The sequence below is a fragment of the Streptomyces sp. NPDC054863 genome (assembly GCF_053610825.1).
In genome coordinates, this window is record NZ_JBSGZD010000057.1 from 19,095 (window position 1) to 36,376 (window position 17,282).

Below are 17,282 nucleotides of genomic sequence, written 5' to 3' on the forward strand. Positions count from 1 at the left end.
ATGGGAGAGGCATGAACGACGAGTGGTTCCGGCGTTTCGACGACTGCGTTCCGGGTGCGACGCGGCTGATCTGCTTCCCGCACGCGGGCGGCGCGGCCAGCAGCTTCGTACCGATGTCCCGGGCGCTCGCCCCGGGCATCGAGGTGCTCGCCGTGCAGTATCCCGGCCGCCAGGAGCGCTTCGGTGAGACGCCGCTCGACACCATCGATCAGTTGGCGGACGGAGCCGCACAAGCGTTGCGGCCCCACTCGGACCGCCCGTACGTCCTGTTCGGACACAGCATGGGCGCGCTCGTCGCCTACGAGACGGCCCGCCGTCTGGAACAGCGCTCGGCCTCAGGGCCGCAACGGCTCTTCCTCTCCGGGTACGGCACCCCGCGGGCAGAGCCGCACGCCCACGGCACGCTGGACAAGGACAGCGAGCTCATTGAGGAGATCCGCGCTCTCGGAGGCACCAGTGCCGTCGTACTGGAGGACCCGGACCTGATGGCCCTGGTCCTGCCGTCGGTACGTGCCGACTACAAGGCGCTCAGGAGCTACAGCTGGCCCCCCGGGCCGCGCCTCGCCTGCCCGATTTCCGTACTCGTGGGTGACAGCGATCCTGTAGTCACACCGGAAGGCGTGGCGGCCTGGGGTGAGTACTCGGCGAGCACGACCGATGTACGGGTCCTGCCTGGCGGTCACTTCTTCCTCGACGATCGCATCGAGGAGGTCGCCGACCTGATCACGGCCAAGCTCGGAGTTGCCCGGCAGATGACGCCGCGCGCCGAGAGGCAGCAACGCCCACTGCCAACCGCGTGATGCCGCACAAGTCAAGGAGGCAAGAACATGTCCGAACAGAGCACAGGCCCGGCGCATCTCCGTACCGCGGCGCCCGGCCGGACATCCTGCCTCGGACGAGAGGGGAACAACCGTGTCCCAGCAGGCCCTCCAGTACCGCGGAGCACCCGTCGCCATCCGCAGTGCCGCCTGGTATCTGCCCGAGCACACTGTGCCGATCACCGAGGTACGGACGCTCGACGAGACCGAGCGCGCCACCCGCGACGCTCTGGGCATCGACACGATCCGGGCGGACGACCGGCTCAGCTCCGTCACACTCGCAGAACGTGCCGCGCGCCGGGCTCTCGAAGAGGCGGGGCTTGACGCCCGGGACCTGGGCGCCCTGGTGATGGTGGAGTCGCGGGTCCAAGAGACGTTCCTCAGCTCCGAGGTGACTCAGCTCCAGCAGCGGCTCGGCGCCGACAACGCCCTCACCTTCTCGGTGGGCGGACTCGGCTGTGTCTCGATCACCCCGGCCTTGCTGACGGCCCGCGGAATGCTGGCCGCAGACCCGGCCCTGGACGACGTCCTGGTCGTGCACGGCAGCAAGCCGGCCGCCGCCCTGCGCTACCGCCACCCCGTCACGGTGAACGGCGACGGCGGGCAGGCGCTGCTGCTCTCCCGGAGCGGGCCGATACGCATACGGGACATCGCGCAGCTGACCAACGGGCGTTACTGGGACCTCTTCCACGTGGACTACCGGGACCGCCCCACCACCCAGTGGCGCGAACAGTGCACGGAGCCCAGCACCTACTCCTTCGGCCTGGCCATGGAGACGCGCAACCGCCTCTCCTCGATGCTGGGCGACCTGCTGCGGCGCAACGGGATCGGCCGCGGGGACATCGGCGGCTTCGTCAGCCAGAACCTGTCCGCCGGGAGTTTCACCTTCCTTGAGGACTCCCTGGACATCGAACTGCTGCCGACGTGCCGGCAGAACCTGCGGGAGTACGGACACCTCGGCCCCAACGACGTCTTCCTCAATCTCCGCACCGCACTCGACCGCGAGGAGCTGGCCCCCGGCGGCCTCGCGGTCCTGATCAACGTCAGCCCGGTGGCCGCCTGGAGTCTGCTGCTGGTCGAAACCGGCCCACAGGAGGACGTGGCATGAACGACGACATCACCGAGCAGATCACCGACTTTCTGAGCGCGGCGCTTCGCCTGCAGATCGAGCCGGACGACGACTACTTCGCACAAGGCCTCGCGGACTCACTGTTCGCGCTGGAGTTGGTGACCTTCGTCGAGAACCGCTTCGCCCTCGTCGTCGAGGTCGAGGACCTGGATCTGGACAGCTTCAGGACCGCCCACCGCATCACGGAGTTCGTACGGCGCAAAACTGCTGCGCCTGAGCCGGGGGTGGCGCATGTCGAGAGTTCCTGAAAGCGGCCCCGGAACTGTGAAGGCGGATTCGCCGCCCCTGGACCTGTCCCGGGTGGCGGACGACCTGGCGGCCCACGCACATGCCTGTGCCTCTCGTTGGGACCAGGAGGGCGGACTCCCCGATTCGGTGCGTACGGAGTTCGCCGTGTCGGGACTGCTCGCCGCCGACCTGCCCCAGCGGTACGGGGGAGCGGGCCTCGGGCCGCTCGCGCTCGGGGAGATCACCGCACGGATCGGCGCGGAGTGCAGCGCCCTGCGCGGGCTGCTGACTGTACAGGGCATGGTCGCGGCGGCGCTGCTGCGCTGGGGAACGGCGGAGCAACGGGACGACTGGCTGCCCCGGCTGGCCGGCGGCGAGCTCACCGCGGGCTTCGCGGTGACCGAGCAGGCCGCCGGCAGCGCCCTGGGCTCGGTGGAGACCCGTATCGAGGCATCGGGCCGGTCGGATCAGCAGGAGCTGGTCGTGAGCGGTCGCAAGAGGTGGGTCACCTTCGGTGCGGTCGCCGACGTGTTCCTGGTGCTCGGCAAGTACGAGGGGCGACCGGCCGCCGTACTCGTGGACGCTGACCGGGCCGGTGTCGAGCGGGAGCCGGTGAACGGTCAGCTCGGTATGCGGGCCGCCCGGATCGCCCATCTGACCTTCGACGGCGTGCGGGTGCCGAGGCGTCAGCTGATCGCCCCTCCAGGCCTGGGTCTCTCCCATGTCGTCGGGACCGCGCTCGACCACGGCCGCTTCACTGTTGCCTGGGGATGCGTGGGCATGGCGGAGGCGTGCGTCGAGGACGCCGCCACCCACGCGGCGGTCCGTAGGCAGGGCGAAGTCCCCCTGGGAGACCACCAGTTGGTCCGTTCGCTGCTGGCCAGGGCGGCGGTGGACGCCGCCGGGGCCCGCGCACTCGCCCGCAGAGCCGCCGAGGCACGGGCCCCGGGCCCGGGACACGGGGTGCCCGAGACGCTCATGGCCAAGTACGCGGCGGCTTCCGCGGCGGCGACGGCGAGCCGTGACGCCGTCCAGGTGCTCGGCTCGGCAGGCTGCGCGCCCGACAGCAGGGCGGGCCGTCACTTCCGGGACGCCAAGGTCATGGAGATCATCGAAGGAGCCCAGCAGGTGTCCGAACTTCACATAGCCGAGCGGTTGTTACGTCGCTTCGGTGAGGCGGCGCGCGGCACGGACCGCCCCGTTGCGCCCCTTCTCCCCGGAGGTGCGTCGTGACGGCGGTATCGCCCGCTCCCACCGTCAAGTGCCTCGTGTGGGACCTGGACGACACTCTGTGGAACGGAGTGGTGCTGGAGGGTGACGATCCCACCCCCTTCCCCGTGGCGCTGGAGACCCTGGCGGAGCTGGACCGTCGCGGCATCCTGCATGCCGCCGCCAGCCGGGGCGAACGCAGCGTCACTCAACGCCATCTGGCGGAACGTCGGCTGGACGACTGGTTCTGCGCGGTACAGGTGGGATGGGGTGCCAAGTCCGGTGCGGTGCGCCGGATCGCGAAGGCCCTCAACATCGCTCTGGACACCGTCGCGTTCGTCGACAACGACCCGGTGGAGCGGGCGGAGGTCGAAAGCGAACTCCCCATGGTCCGCTGCTACCCGGCGACGGAGGTCGGACAGCTGCCGCAGTTCCGGGACTTCCGGCCCGAGCACATCTCCGCGGAAGCCACCGGGCGACGCCGGCTCTACCAGGCCGAGTGGCAACGCCAGGAGGCCGAGGAGGAGTTCACCGAAGGACGCCAGGCGTTCCTCGACTCGCTCGGCCTGGTCATGGAACTACGCCCGGCCACCGAGGAAGACCTCTCCAGGGCGAGCGAGCTGACCGTCCGCACTCATCAGCTCAACAGCACGGGGCTGACCTACGGCATCGACGAACTGCGGCGGTTGAGCAGCTCCCCGGACCACCAGGTGCGGCTGGCCACGCTCCGGGACCGCTTCGGTGACTACGGGATCATCGGCCTGTCCGTCACCGAACTCGTCGGGCGGGACTCGGTCCTGCGGCTGATGCTGATGTCCTGCCGGGTCGCCTCGCGCGGCGCGGGGAACGTACTGCTGCACCACCTCATCCAGCAGGCCCTGGCGGACGGCCGCCGCCCGGTCGCGCACTTCACCCCGAACGGGGTCAACCGGAACCTGCTGGTCACCATGCGCTTCGCCGGCTACGAGACGACGGACACCGACGGGGACCGCCTCGTGCTCGCCGTGGACCCGGAGCGCCCGCAGGGCAAGGCCCCCGGCCATACGCGCGTGATCGTCGGTGCGGCATGACCAGCACGGGGGACGACACAGGAAGCGAGGCTGCGATGACCCGACATCCCGGTGGCACCGGCGAGTTCGTCCCAGAGGTCCCCATGGAGGCCCCCGTAGAAGTAAGACCTGTGTGGGCCGCCTTCCGGAGCCAGGTGGCTGCGACGCCCGAGGCGACCGCGCTCGTCATCGGCGAGGACTCGCTGACGTACCGCGAACTCGACCACGCCACGGCCGGTCTCGCGCGGCTGCTGTGGGAGCACGGGCTGAGGCCGGGACGGGTCGTCTGTGTGCGGACGCAGCAGAGCGCCCTGTCCGTGGTGGCCATGCTCGCCGCACTGCGCACCGGTGCCACCTGGGCGGTACTGGAACCCGACCTGCCCGTAGGGAGGTTCGAGGCGCTGTGCCGGGACGTCGACTGCGCGGTGGTGCTGAGCGAGGGCGGCGACGCCGTACCTGCCTCCGTGCTCGCGGCGATGCCCGACCCACCAGCGGTGCTGGACGCGGCGGACCCCGGACTGGCGCGGCTCATCGAGGCGGGCCAGGAGCTGCCCACCGCCCCGTACCCACCGGTTCCGGAGACGAGTCCCGCCTACGTCGCCTACACCTCGGGGTCCACCGGTGTGCCGAAAGGCGTGCTGGTCAGCCGGGGCCAGCTCTCGGCGTCCATCAGCTGCCGGGGGCCGGTGTACGGCACCGAGCACTCCGTCTTCCTCATCGCGTTACGGCTGTCCTTCGACGGGATCCTCGGCGGAATGTTCTGGTCGCTCACCGGCGGTCACACACTGGTGCTGCCCGATCCCCATCAGCTCGTGCAGGTGGCGGAGTTCGTCCGGCTGGCCAGGGAACACCGTGTGACCCACCTGTTCAACATCCCCTCCTACTACCGGGCGGTGCTGCAGGATCCCGGCGGGCTGCCCGACACGCTGCGTCTTGTGGTCGTGGGGGGCGAGGTGTGCACTCCCCAGCTGGTGGGCGCACACCACGAGCAGTTGCCACGGATACCGATCGTCAACGAGTACGGGCCCACCGAGACGACCATCGCCTGCACGGTGGAGATCAACCCCGACCCGGCCCTGGAGCGTGTCCCGATCGGGCGGCCGTGGCCGGGAGTGCAGACCCTGGTACTGGACGAACAGTTGCGTGAGGTTCCGGCCGGGGAGCGGGGCGAGCTCCACGTCGGCGGCTCCCTGGTGGCCATCGGCTATGCGAACCAGCCGGCCCATACGGCCGAGCGGTTCGTCCCGGACGCGTACGGGCGACCGGGCGGGCGCCTCTACCGCACCGGGGACATCGCCAGCGTCGACGAACGGGGCGCGCTGCTCTACCACGGCAGAGCGGACAATCAGGCCAAGATCCGCGGCATGAGGATCGAACTCGGCGAGGTCGAGAACGTGCTGGAAAGCCATGCGGGCGTGGAGCAGGCCGTGGTGCTCTGCGAGCGCGCCGGGCACGACGAGCCGCAGGTGATCGCATTCGTACTGCCGACGCCGGGCAGCAGGCCGCCGGACGCCACGGAGCTGCGCGGACACTGCCGCGGCAAGCTGGTGGACCAGGCCGTACCGACCCTGTTCGTACCGGTCGACCACATGCCGCTGGACCGCAGCACCAAGGCGGACCGGGCCGTGCTCCGCACGCTGATCCCGACGGACCGGCAGGACTCCGGGGGCACTGCGGGCGGGGACTGGAGCGGGCACCGGCTCGCAGTCGGCCGGATCTGGGCGGAGGTCCTCGGGCACTCCGACTCCACCCCGGACGACAACTTCTTCGACGTCGGCGGGAGTTCGCTCAAGGTGATCGACCTGCACGACAGGCTGGACGAGCAATGGCCCGAAGCACTGCGGGTGGGCGAGCTGTTCGACCACATCACCATCGCCGCCCAGGCGCAGCGGATCGCCGACCGCCTGGGCGGGCCCACCCAGGCCGAGGAACCCGCCCGGCCGGCCACCTATGAGTTCTGACATGCACGATCGGAGAGGCGACATGAGCGGTACGGGTGTGACACACGGCAGACCGGCCGTCGCGGTGATCGGCATCGCCACGAGATTCCCGCAGGCGGACTCCCTCACCGCCTTCCGGGCGAACCTGCGGGCGGGGAGGGACTCGGTGCGCCCGATCCCCGAGGAACGGATCCGGACCACCGGGCTCGACCCCCGGCACGACTACCCGGAGATGGGCTACCTGGAGCGGATCGACCTCTTCGACCACAAGCACTTCGGTCTTTCCCGGCGCGAGGCGGAGGTGACGGACCCGCAGCACCGGCTGGCCCTCCAGCTCACCGAGGAGGCGCTGGAGAACGCCGGTTACGCCCCGTCCGGGCTCCGGGACAGCAGGACAGCGGTGATCTTCAGTTCGCCGAGCAACGGCTACGCACCCCTGGTGCGCGAGTACGGCACCCTCGGCACGACCGGAAACATCCCCTGCGCCCTGCCCTCCAGGATCTCCCACCTCTTCGGATTCACCGGCCCCTGCTACGGCGTGGACACCGGCTGCAACGGCTCGCTCGTCGCCGTTCACCAGGCATGCCGTGAACTCGGCGACGACGACGCGGACCACGCCGTCGTGGGCGGGGTGAACCTGCGTCACATCGTGCAGCCTGCCGCCGCGACAGCCGACTTCCCCGGCATCCTCTCGCCCACCGCCCGGTCCCGCGCCTTCGACCGTGCCGCGGACGGCGCGGGCGCCGGCGAAGGTGGCGCAGTGATGCTCCTCACCACGCTGGAACGGGCAGTGGCGGAGGGCTCGTTCATCCATGCCGTGATCCGCGGCAGCGCCGTGGTGCACAACGGCCGGCACTCCGCGACCATCAGCACCCCGAGTGCCCGCGCGCAGGCCCGGGTCATCACCAAGGCGTGGCGCAATGCCTCGCTGGACCCGGCGACCGCCGGATACATCGAGACACACGGTTCGGGCACCCGGCTCGGCGACGCAGTCGAGGCCGAGGGGCTGGCCCTCGCCCGTCCCGACGGCGACCGTAAGGTGAAGGTGGGCTCGGTCAAGACCAACATCGGACACCTGGAGCACGCCGCAGGGATCACCGGGCTGGTCAAGGCGGTCCTCAGCGTGTGCCACGGTGAGCTGTATCCGTCGCTGCACTTCGAGGAGCCCGCCGACGAGGTCGACCTCGAAGGGGCCCGCATCGAGGTCGTCACCTCGCTCGAATCGTGGGACGACGAAACGCGCCGGGCGGGCGTGAGCTCTTTCAGCCTCGGCGGCGTCAACGCGCACTGCGTGGTGGAGCAGCCGCCGGCGACCACCCCGGTACACCCCGCTGTCGGCACCCCGCAACTGGTCGCGGTGTCGGCCCGCAGTCGGGCGGACCTGCTCGCCCAGTGCGAGCTGCTGTCGCTCGAACTGCGCCACACCGCCCACCCGTTGACGGACGTCGCACGAACCCTGAACGAGGGCAGGGACCACGACCCCTACCGTGCGTCCGTGGTCGCCCGGGACACCTCTGAGCTCGCGGCACGCCTGGCCGCCGAGGTCACCTGGCGTCGGTTGGAAGAGGGCGGCGAGGTGGCTGCCACCGGCTCCGGGACCGCGCCCCGGGTGGTCTTCCTGCTCTCCGCGGACGCCACACCCGACGGGCCGCGCGATCAGCAGCCGGACCGGTTGCCGGACGACTTCCCGGACGAGTTGCCCGTACCGGCCGACTGCGCCGCGATGGTCGGCGGGCAGCTCGCGACGTACCGGCGGCTGGTCCGGGCCGGCGTCTCACCGGACGGCCTGATGAGTTCGGGGATCTCCCGCTACACCGCCCGGTACCTGCGGGGCGACCTCAGCGCCGAGGACACCGCCACGCTGCGACGAGCACACAGCGGGCAGGACCCGGCGGTGGCGGGCAACCCGCTGCGGGAGGAGCAGCTTCACGCGGCGGCGGAGGAGCAGCTCGCCGACGGCCCCGTGGTGTTCGTGGAGCTGGCGTCCCGTGGCGAGATCAGCAGCCTGTTGACGGACCGTCTCCACGACCGCGCGGACGCCCGCGTGCTCTGTCTGCGGCCCGGTGCCGCCGGCGCCGACGCCGCCGTCCTCGACCTGCTGGGCAGGTTGTACGAGGAGGGCGTCGGCCTGGACTGGCCGGTGCTGCGGGCCCACCCGTCGGCGGGCCGGGTTCCGCTGCCGGGACATCCGTTCACCGGTGTTCGCTGCTGGGCCAGGCCGCTGGGCGAAGTGCTGTCCATCGACGAAGCAACTCCTGGGCCAACTGCTCAGGCTCTCGTTCCTGCACCAGTACCTGTACCTGTACCTGTACCTGCCGCCGAGGGACCGGTCCGCGCACCCGGCGGGCAACGGACCGAAGAATCCCGCACCGTGCTGGACTGGCTGCGGGAGACTCTCGTCGAGCTGCTGCACGCGGATGAGGTCCCGGCCGACGCCGACTACTTCTCCATCGGCGGCAACTCCGTCATCGCTCTCCAGCTCGTGGAGCGGGTCCGTGTGCGGTACGGGGTCCGGCTCAAGCTGGTGGAGATCTACGACCACCCCGTCGTCAGCGCGCTGGCGGAGGCCATTGACGACCGGGCGCCGCACGCGCCCACGCCTGGATCGCCGGGCGCCGCCAGTGAGCCGACGGCCCCGTTCGTCCCCGGGGTGTCCGACGCCGGGCTGCCGCCGATCGTCCCGGGCGGCGAACCAGTGCTGTCGTACGGGCAGGAACGCATGTGGTTCCACCACCAGCTCCACCCGACGACCACGCTCTACAACCTCCCCGCGGCCTCCCGGTACCGCGGCCCCCTGGACGTCGAGAAGTTCCGGCTCGCCTGGGAGGACCTGGCGCGGCACCACGAGGTGCTGCGGTCCAATTTCGTCGAGGTCGACGGCAGGCCAGGGCTGGTGATCCGGCCCGAGCTGGGCGACTTCTTCACCTACCGCGATGTCTCGGGCGAGGACGTTCCGGAGACCGCTGCGGGTCCGATCATCACCTCCGCCAAGCGCTGGGTCTTCGACATCGCCGACCAACCTCTCGTACGAGTGAGCGTCGTGCGGATCGGCGAGGACGACCACATCGTCTGCACATGTACGCACCACGCGGTGAACGACGGCTGGGCTCCGCAGATTCAGATGCAGGATCTGCTGGAGTTCTACAAGGCCCGACTGGAGAACCGCGCCCCCCGCGTCGAGCCCCTGCCGGTGCAGTACGCGGACTACGCGCGTTGGCAGCGCGAGCTGATGGCCGGCTCCCACCTTGACGGTGAACTCAGCTACTGGCGCGACCGGTTGAGCGGCCCGCCCGCGCTGGAGCTGCCCACCGACCGGCCGCGCGCCGACCGGATGGACTTCGCGGGTGCGACCCACTGGTTCGCCATCCCGGGCGCACTGGTGCAGCGGCTGCGCGAGGCGGGCGGCCGGGAGACGGCCACTCTGTTCATGGTGCTGCTCACCTCGCTCAAAGTGTTGCTCGCACGATGGTCGGGCCAGCGGGACATCGTCGTCGGCACCCCCACCATCGGTCGTAACCGGCCCGAACTCTGGGATCTGCTCGGCTTCTTCAACAACACCGTCGCGCTGCGCTCGGACCTGTCCGGCAACCCGAGCTTCCGCGAGCTGCTGCGCCAGGTGCGCAAGGTGGTACTCGGCGCGCTCGACCACCAGGAGGTCCCGTTCGACAAGGTCGTGCGTGAGGTCGTGGCCGACCGTGATCCGAGCCGCAACCCTCTCTTCGACGTGATGTACATACACCAGACGCTGCCACCGGCCGCCGACTTCGGCGAAACCGCTGTGATACCCGGGTACGACCCGGACAGCAGCCCACACTTCGCCGGGCTGCCCCCCGGCACCTCCAAGTTCGACATCTCGATGGTCGTCGGCGAGCTGGCGGACAAGGACGAACTCGTGGTCATGATGGAGTACGCGACGCAGCTCTTCGACGCGGGCACGATCTCCGCCATGTCCGAGGCGTTCGTGGAGCTGCTGCACGCCGTGGCGGACAACCAGGATGCCTGCTGCAACGAGCTTCCCTGCGGTTCTCCCCCGGGGGCCGGGCCGGGCGTGGACCGACCGTACGGGGCGACTACCCCGGTGGTCCCGGTGGGCGTCCCCGTCGTCAGCTGCCTTGAGCTGCGCGGCGAGGTGCAGCTCCCCGCGCTGCGCACAGCGCTGGAGGAGCTGGCGGAGCGGCATGAGGTGTTGCGTGCCAGGGCCCCCGAGGGCGTGAGGCACGGTTCGCTGCTCGGCGAGGACTTCTTCACCACCGCGGACGTCTCCGGCGAGCGTGAACCCCTGGTCACAGCCGGAGAGATCGCACAGGCCGAGGCCGCACTCGTACTGGATCCAGTATCGGGGCGCCGACTCCACGTGCTCCTCGCAAAGTCGGCCCCGGCCCGGAACCTCCTGCTGGTGACCACTCACCGGCAGGCCTACGACGGCGGTCAGCCGGAGGTGTTCTTCCGGGACCTGCTCGCGCTCTACGGTGCCCGCCTGGACGGACGCCGGGCCGAGCTGCCCGCACTGTGCGACGAGCACCCCGAGCCCGGGACAGGCCTTCAGCGGGAGGCCCCACCTGCCTATTGGACACGGACGCTGACGGGACTTGCCGAGTGCGCGCCTGCACCGGACCGGGCCCGGCCTGCCGGCGGCACCCACGTCACCGCCACCCTCGGGTCCCGGATTCCCGACGGCCTCGCCCGCGCGGTGGGCCGTCTCGGGACCAGGGAGAGCGTGCTTGCGGCCGTCGCCGCTCTGCTCGCCCTGCGCTCGGAGGCGGACGAGGTGCTCATCGGGCTGACGGGCACGGCGCGTCTCCTCTCGGCGGCCCGTACCGGGGCGGGCCCCTCCGCGGGGAGCCTGCCGCTGCGCCTTGACCTGGCGGACGACCCGTCCTTCGAGGAGCTCACCGACCGGGTACGGCGCGTCATCAGCGACGCGGAACAACACCGGGACGTGCCGTTCGACGGCATCGTGCGCGCGGCCGGACTGCCCGACGAGCCCGGCAGGGCACCGTTGTTCGATGTGGCGTACGCCTACCAGGTGCTGCCTGCGGCGCTCGGCTCGGCGGCAGGGTTGGAGGCAGCCGCCGTGCGGTGGCCCGGCACGGATGCGAGGCGGCTCTCGCTGCCGTCCGGCCACAGCGAGCTGGACCTCTCCTGGTCCGTCGTCGAAGGGCCGGGGCTCGGCGAGCTGTCCGTTTCGCTGGACTACCGCACCGAGCTCTTCGAGGCGTCGACTGCCCGAGCACTCGTCGAAGGACTGCTCACGATGCTGCACACGGCCACCAGCATCCCCGGCGCACCGCTGTCCAGCTGGTGGCCCCTCCGTACGACGACCGGTGCGAGCACACCTACGAAGCCGGCCACGACACGGCCCGCGCATACCGACTGACGTGGTTCGGTCGACGAAGGAGAACTGCAGCAGTGGGCGATCAGACAGACGTTCAACAGACCGAGCAGGCCGCGCGGACCATTCCGGACGGGGCACTGGTGGGCATCGTCGGCGCGGGCACTATGGGGGTCGGTGTGGCGCAGTGCTTTGCCGAAGCCGGCCACCCCGTGGTCGTCGTCGACAACGATCCCGGGGCGCTGGACTCCGCACCGGCCCGGCTGCGTGCCGGGATCAGGACGGCCGCGCTGCTGCGTCGGCGGTCCGGAGCGCCGACGCAGGTGGGCGGGCCCGCCCCCCGAGCCGAGTCCCTCGTGACCTGGTCCGCCGACCTCGCCGACCTGGCCGCCGCTCTCCTGGTGGTGGAATGCGCCCGGGAGGACGAGGACATCAAGGAGGGGATACTCCGCGAGCTGGACCGGATCTGCGGGGCCGAGACGATCTTCGCCTCCAACACCTCGTGCATCCCGGTCACTCGCCTCGGGTCCTTCACCGGCCGCCCCGACCGGGTCATCGGCACCCACTTCATGAACCCGGCACCGCTCAAGGACGCCGTGGAGGTCATCCGTGCACCGGAGACCAGCGACCTCGCCCTGGAGCGTACGGAAGCCTTCCTCGCCCGCGTCGGAAAGCACGCTCTCGTGGTGCGCGACGCCCCCGGCTTCGTGACGAACCGGGTGCTGATGCTGACGCTCAACGAGGCAGCCGCCGTGTTGGGCGAGGGAACCGCCGACGCCGAGACCGTGGACCGCATCTTCCAGGACTGCTTCGGCCACCCCATGGGGCCATTGCGCACGGCCGACCTCATCGGTCTCGACACCATCGCCGACTCGCTGGAGGTGCTGCGCCGGCACACCGGCGAGGACCGCTTCCGGCCCTGCCCCCTGCTGGCCCGTCTCGTCGCCGAGGGCAAGGTGGGACGCAAATCGGGCAGTGGCTTCTACCAGTACGTGCCACAGCACCTCATCGCGCGGGGAGGAACCGACCATGGCTGACCGCCAGGGCGCGCCCACTGACATGTCGGCCGCAGGACAGGAAGCCTGGCGTGCCCTACGGCACTCCGGTTCAGGGCCAACCGCCCCGGGCAGCCACACCGCCCAACTCGTGGAGATCCAGGGCGACCTGGACCTCACCATGCTGGGCAGGGCGGTCGCCCAGGTCGTGGCCGAGGCCGCCGCACTGAGGGTGCGCTGCACCGGCGAGCAGCCGGACGGACTGCCCGACCTGGAGATCTCGGACGGCCTGTCGCTGCCGGTGGTGGATCTGAGCAGGGAGACGGACCCACAGGGCGCGGCCGATGCGTGGGCACGTACAGCGCTCGAACGAGGAGACGGGGAGACCGGGCAGCCCTGGTCGACCCAGGCGCTGCTGCGGCTCGGCCCGGACCGTCACCACTGGTTCCACCGGCACCACCGGGCCGTCGTCGACCGCTTCGGCTGTGCGCTGATCACCCGTCGGGTCTCCGAGGTGTACACGGCGCTCGCCGAGGGCCGCTCGGCCGCCGACGGCGCCCTGGCCACCCGGGACCAACTGGCCGCGGCAACAGCCGGGTACGCCGGATCCTCCGCGCAGGAAGCCGATCGCGCCCACTGGCGCCGCCGACTGACCAACCTCCCCGAGCCGGTGACCTTCGTGTCTGCTCCAGCCAGGGACACCGGGGGGCTGCGGGCACCGGTCAACTCCTGCCCGGTGACGCTCGGCACCACCGACACGGAACGTGTACGCGCTACTGCCCATGACGCAGGCGTGCCTGCACGGGCGGTGCTGTCCGCCGCCGTCGCGGCCTACGCCCACCGGCTGAGCGGCGCCACGGACGTGGTGATCGGCGTGCCGGTGGACGGCCGGCCGAGCCGGGTGGGCCGGCGCGTCCCGGACGCGAGCGAGAGCATCGTGCCGCTCCGACTGACGGTACGGCCCGCCGCCACCTTCGCAGAACTCGTCCAGGACGTCGCCCGGGAGTTGCGCGAGACAGTCAGGCACCAGCGGCTCGGCCACCAGGAGCTGTGCCGTGAGGCCGGGACGCCGGACGACCGGCCCCGGCTGTTCGGGCCGATCGCCGACTTCCGCACCCCCGGGGCCCCCGTGCGGTTCGGTGAGCTGTCCGCGGTGGTGCACGACCTGGCGCCCGACCCGGTCCACGACGTACGCGTCGTACTCGACGACGACCCCGCGGACCAGAACCTGCGGATCGTCTTCAGCGGCGCGACAGACCGCTGGTCCGCCGCCGAACTCGACGCGCACGCCGGGCGTTTCGGGCGCCTGCTGTCCATGGCCGTGGCCGCCCCGGGGGACCCGCTGGGCACCTTCGACCTGCTGGCGGCGGACGAGCGGGCGGCCGTTCGCTCCTGGACGAGCGGTACGAGCTCCCCAGCGTCCGGCCGCACGCTCACCGAGCTGCTGGAGAGCGCCGCCCGGAGCTACCCCGACGCGGTCGCCGTCATCGATGCCGACGGCAAGCTCACGTACACGGAACTCCACGAGCGTGCCAACCGGCTGGCCCGGCTCCTGCTCGACCGGGGTGCTGGACCGGAGTCGGTCGTTGGACTGTTGCTTCCCCGGAGCGCCGGGACGCTCGTGGCGATGCTCGCGGTGCTCAAGGCCGGTGCCGCGTACCTGCCGCTCGACCCCGGTTACCCGGCCGAGCGGCTCCGCTTCATGATCGAGGACGCAGCACCCCACACTGTGCTGACCAGCACCGCCATCGACTCGTACGCGGCGGACAGTGCGAGTCGGCCGACCGCGATCATCCGGCTCGACGAGCCCGCGATCACCGAGGAGTTGGAACGCTTCTCACCCGCGGCACCGTCCGACGCCGACCGCCCCGAGCCGCTGCGGCCCTTGCATCCCGCGTATGTCATCTACACCTCGGGCTCCACGGGAACGCCCAAGGGGGTCGTGGTGCCGCACAGCGGTGCGGTCGCGCTGGTGGGCTGGGTGGTCAACGGATTCGGTGCCGAGTCGTTGGCACACACGCTGGCCGCGACCTCCTTCAGCTTCGACATATCGGTCGCCGAGATCTTCCCGGCGCTGGCGGGCGGCGGCAGCGTCGAGGTGGTCGACAGTCTCCTGTCGCTGCTCGACGGCGATCCACCACGCTGGTCCGGCGGTCTGCTGTGCGCCGTCCCCTCGGTGTTCTCCAAGCTGATGGAGACCGGCGGTCTTGAGGTGTCGGCCACGACGGTCGCGATGTGTGGTGAGGCACTCCCCGCCACCCTCGCCGCGCGGATCCGGGAGATCATGCCGGGCACTCGGCTGCTCAATATGTACGGGCCCACCGAAGCGACCGTCTATGCCACAGAGGCCACCGTCGGTGGCCCTGCCCCGGCGGGCGGCGGCCCTGTGCCGGAGGGGGCACCGCCCATCGGACGGCCGCTGAGCGGCACGCGCGCCTACGTGCTCGACAGCTCGCTCCAGCAGGTGGAGTCCGGTCGCCAGGGCGAGTTGTACCTGGCGGGAGGCGGCCTGGCCCGGGGATATCTGCGCCGCCCCGGGCTGACCGCGGAGCGTTTCGTCGCCGACCCCTTCGGCCCGCCCGGCGCGCGGATGTACCGGACCGGTGATCTGGCCAGTTGGCGCCCCGACGGCCGCCTTGAATTCCTCGGCCGTACGGATGCCCAGGTCAAGGTCAACGGCTTCCGCATCGAACTCGGCGAGGTGGAGGCGGTGCTCGCCCAACACCCCGACGTCACCGAAGTGATGGCCCGTGTCAGCAAGGGCGCGACGGGCGACGCCAGGCTCGTGGCCTACCTGGTGCCCGCGGAGGGAGCTCGTCTTCCCGGCGGCCACGTGCTGCGGGACTGGGCGGCCGAGCGGCTGCCCGCACATCTGGTGCCGGCCGAGCTGTATGCCACCACCACGCTGCCGCGTACGGGCAACGGCAAGCTCGACCGCGGGAAGCTGCCGACGGGCGTCCGGCCGCTGGAGGCCGACCCGCGGGCCGCCATCGGGGCGCGGGAGGAGCGTGTGGCGAGGGTGTTCCGCGAGGTGCTTCAGCTTCCCGAAGTTGCCGCGGACGTCAGCTTCTTCGACCTCGGCGGCGACAGCGTCATGTCGATCCAGCTGCTGAGCCGACTGCGTCGCGTGGGTTTCGTCCTGACACCACAGGACATCTTCGAGCACAAGACGGTGGGAGCGCTGGCCCGGGTCGTGCGCGAGACGAACGCTACGAAGGCGCAGGACGCGCCGCGAGCGGCCCTGAACCTCTCGCCCGAGGCGGGCGACGACACCGTGGGCAACAGGTGGCGGGGCGCCCAGGAGGGTCCCCAGGGCACCGCTACCGGAGTCCTGTTGACGCTGCGGGAGTCGGGCGACCAAGCTCCTCTGTTCTGCGTGCACCCGGCGGTGGGCTTCGCCTGGTGCTACGCGGGACTCACCTCGCCGCTCGGCGCCGACCGGCCGGTGTACGGCCTGCAGGCCCGGGGCCTGCACGGCCCCGAAGCTCTGCCCGCGTCGGTGCGGGAGATGGCGGCGGACTACCTGGACCATGTCAGGTCCGTCCAGCCCACGGGCCCCTACCATCTCCTCGGCTGGTCCTTCGGCGGAATGGTCGCCCACGAGATGGCGGTACAGCTGGAGGAGAGCGGCGAGTCGGTGGAGACGCTGGCGATCCTGGATGCCTACCCCGAAGACGTGGGCGTCGCCGAGGCCGCGGCGGGTTCGGTCGCCGGCCCGGACGTCCTCGCGATGCTCCTGGAACTCTTCGGCTACGACCCCTCCCTGTGGGCGGGTGAGTCGCTGACGTACCCGCGGTTCGTGGAGATCACCCGTGCGGGGGAGGGGCTGCTGGGCGCGTACGACGAGCAGCAGATCGCCGCGCTGGCCCGGACCTTGGCCAACAACGCGCGGGTTGCCAACCTGCACAGGCCTCGCCCGTTCGGCGGCAACACCGTGGTGTTCACCGCGCAGGAACACTTGCCCGAGATCGCGTTCGGCCTGTGGCGCCCGCTGATCAAGGGGTCGCTCGACGTTCTGCCGGTCGACTGCACGCACTTGGAGATGGGACGCTTTGCCGCGCTCGGCGACGTCGGGCGGGTACTTGTCGAACAGTGGGCCTCCAAGGCACGACAGAAGAGGTCGGTGAACACTCCGTGAAGAACGAGCACGGAGCATGCGCGCGCGGCAGATCACCCGTCGCGCCGCTCACCACAACGCGGCAAGGTATCTGGTTGGCGCCCCCGGTCCGGTACCAACTGGCGATGCGTTCGAGCTTGCCGGAGATCTCGATCCGGAGCGGTACGAGGCGGCTTTCCGGCTCGCGGGGCGGGTCCGGCGTCAGCCGATGAGGATCCATTCTGTGTGCAGGGTGTCAGTGGTCAGGGTGCGGGCCGGGTGGTCGTAGGTGAGCGTGATCTCGCCCGTACGGAGAGTGCCGATCCGCCGACACAGCCCCGCACGCCCGCTGGCAGGGCCGTTCCTGCCCCCCCCCGCCGCCGGTTGGTGGCGGGGGGGGGTGCCCCTATGACTTTGGTCAAGGGGTTGGGGCGGGTTGGGGGTCGTAGAAGGTGCCGTCGCGGAGCATGGCGAACAGGACGTCGG

General features: G+C 70.9%; 9 protein-coding genes. All 9 read left to right on the top strand.

Annotated elements, in window-relative coordinates; genetic code table 11:
* Nucleotides 1-11: 11 nt before the first annotated feature.
* The 9 genes from ACWGIG_RS13805 to ACWGIG_RS13845 all read left to right on the top strand — a co-directional run bounded on the left by ACWGIG_RS13805 (nt 12) and on the right by ACWGIG_RS13845 (nt 16,838).
* Nucleotides 12-800: a thioesterase II family protein gene (locus ACWGIG_RS13805; RefSeq protein ID WP_453321774.1), complete on the top strand. Its 789-nt coding sequence runs from the start codon at nt 12-14 to the stop codon at nt 798-800.
* 112 nt (nt 801-912) lie between these two features.
* Nucleotides 913-1,926 carry a ketoacyl-ACP synthase III family protein gene (locus ACWGIG_RS13810; protein ID WP_453321775.1) on the top strand — a complete coding sequence of 338 codons (1,014 nt, stop codon included), beginning with the start codon at nt 913-915 and terminating at the stop codon, nt 1,924-1,926.
* Nucleotides 1,923-2,195 (top strand): acyl carrier protein, encoded by a 273-nt coding sequence (locus tag ACWGIG_RS13815; protein ID WP_453321776.1) that lies wholly within the window; start codon nt 1,923-1,925, stop codon nt 2,193-2,195. The genes ACWGIG_RS13810 and ACWGIG_RS13815 overlap by 4 nt, the downstream gene beginning before the upstream one ends.
* The gene (locus ACWGIG_RS13820; RefSeq protein ID WP_453321777.1) at nt 2,179-3,408 is read left to right on the top strand and encodes an acyl-CoA dehydrogenase family protein; all 1,230 of its coding nucleotides are present in this window, start codon (nt 2,179-2,181) and stop codon (nt 3,406-3,408) included. The genes ACWGIG_RS13815 and ACWGIG_RS13820 overlap by 17 nt, the downstream gene beginning before the upstream one ends.
* Complete coding sequence (locus ACWGIG_RS13825) at nt 3,405-4,454, top strand: HAD-IIIC family phosphatase (RefSeq protein WP_453321778.1); 1,050 nt, start codon at nt 3,405-3,407, stop codon at nt 4,452-4,454. Before ACWGIG_RS13820 ends, ACWGIG_RS13825 begins: the two co-directional genes overlap by 4 nt.
* 134 nt (nt 4,455-4,588) lie before the next feature.
* A complete protein-coding gene (locus ACWGIG_RS13830) occupies nt 4,589-6,394 on the top strand; it encodes an amino acid adenylation domain-containing protein (RefSeq protein WP_453321779.1) in 1,806 nt (601 codons plus the stop codon).
* A 1-nt stretch (nt 6,395) separates the two neighbouring features.
* Entirely contained in the window at nt 6,396-11,750 is a 5,355-nt protein-coding gene (locus tag ACWGIG_RS13835) for a condensation domain-containing protein (RefSeq protein ID WP_453321780.1), read from the top strand.
* Nucleotides 11,751-11,782: 32 nt separating this feature from the next.
* Nucleotides 11,783-12,742, top strand: coding sequence for a 3-hydroxyacyl-CoA dehydrogenase family protein (locus ACWGIG_RS13840; RefSeq protein ID WP_453321781.1), 960 nt, complete (start codon nt 11,783-11,785; stop codon nt 12,740-12,742).
* Complete coding sequence (locus ACWGIG_RS13845) at nt 12,735-16,838, top strand: amino acid adenylation domain-containing protein (RefSeq protein ID WP_453321782.1); 4,104 nt, start codon at nt 12,735-12,737, stop codon at nt 16,836-16,838. The genes ACWGIG_RS13840 and ACWGIG_RS13845 overlap by 8 nt, the downstream gene beginning before the upstream one ends.
* The last annotated feature ends 444 nt before the right edge of the window (nt 16,839-17,282 follow it).

Excerpts from the sequence above, each read along its gene's own strand:
- ACWGIG_RS13805 (WP_453321774.1), top strand. The coding sequence starts at position 12 with ATGAACGACGAGTGGTTCCGGCGTTTCGACGACTGCGTTCCGGGTGCG.
- ACWGIG_RS13845 (WP_453321782.1), top strand. The coding sequence starts at position 12,735 with ATGGCTGACCGCCAGGGCGCGCCCACTGACATGTCGGCCGCAGGACAG.
- ACWGIG_RS13815 (WP_453321776.1), top strand. The coding sequence starts at position 1,923 with ATGAACGACGACATCACCGAGCAGATCACCGACTTTCTGAGCGCGGCG.
- ACWGIG_RS13835 (WP_453321780.1), top strand. The coding sequence starts at position 6,396 with ATGCACGATCGGAGAGGCGACATGAGCGGTACGGGTGTGACACACGGC.
- ACWGIG_RS13820 (WP_453321777.1), top strand. The coding sequence starts at position 2,179 with ATGTCGAGAGTTCCTGAAAGCGGCCCCGGAACTGTGAAGGCGGATTCG.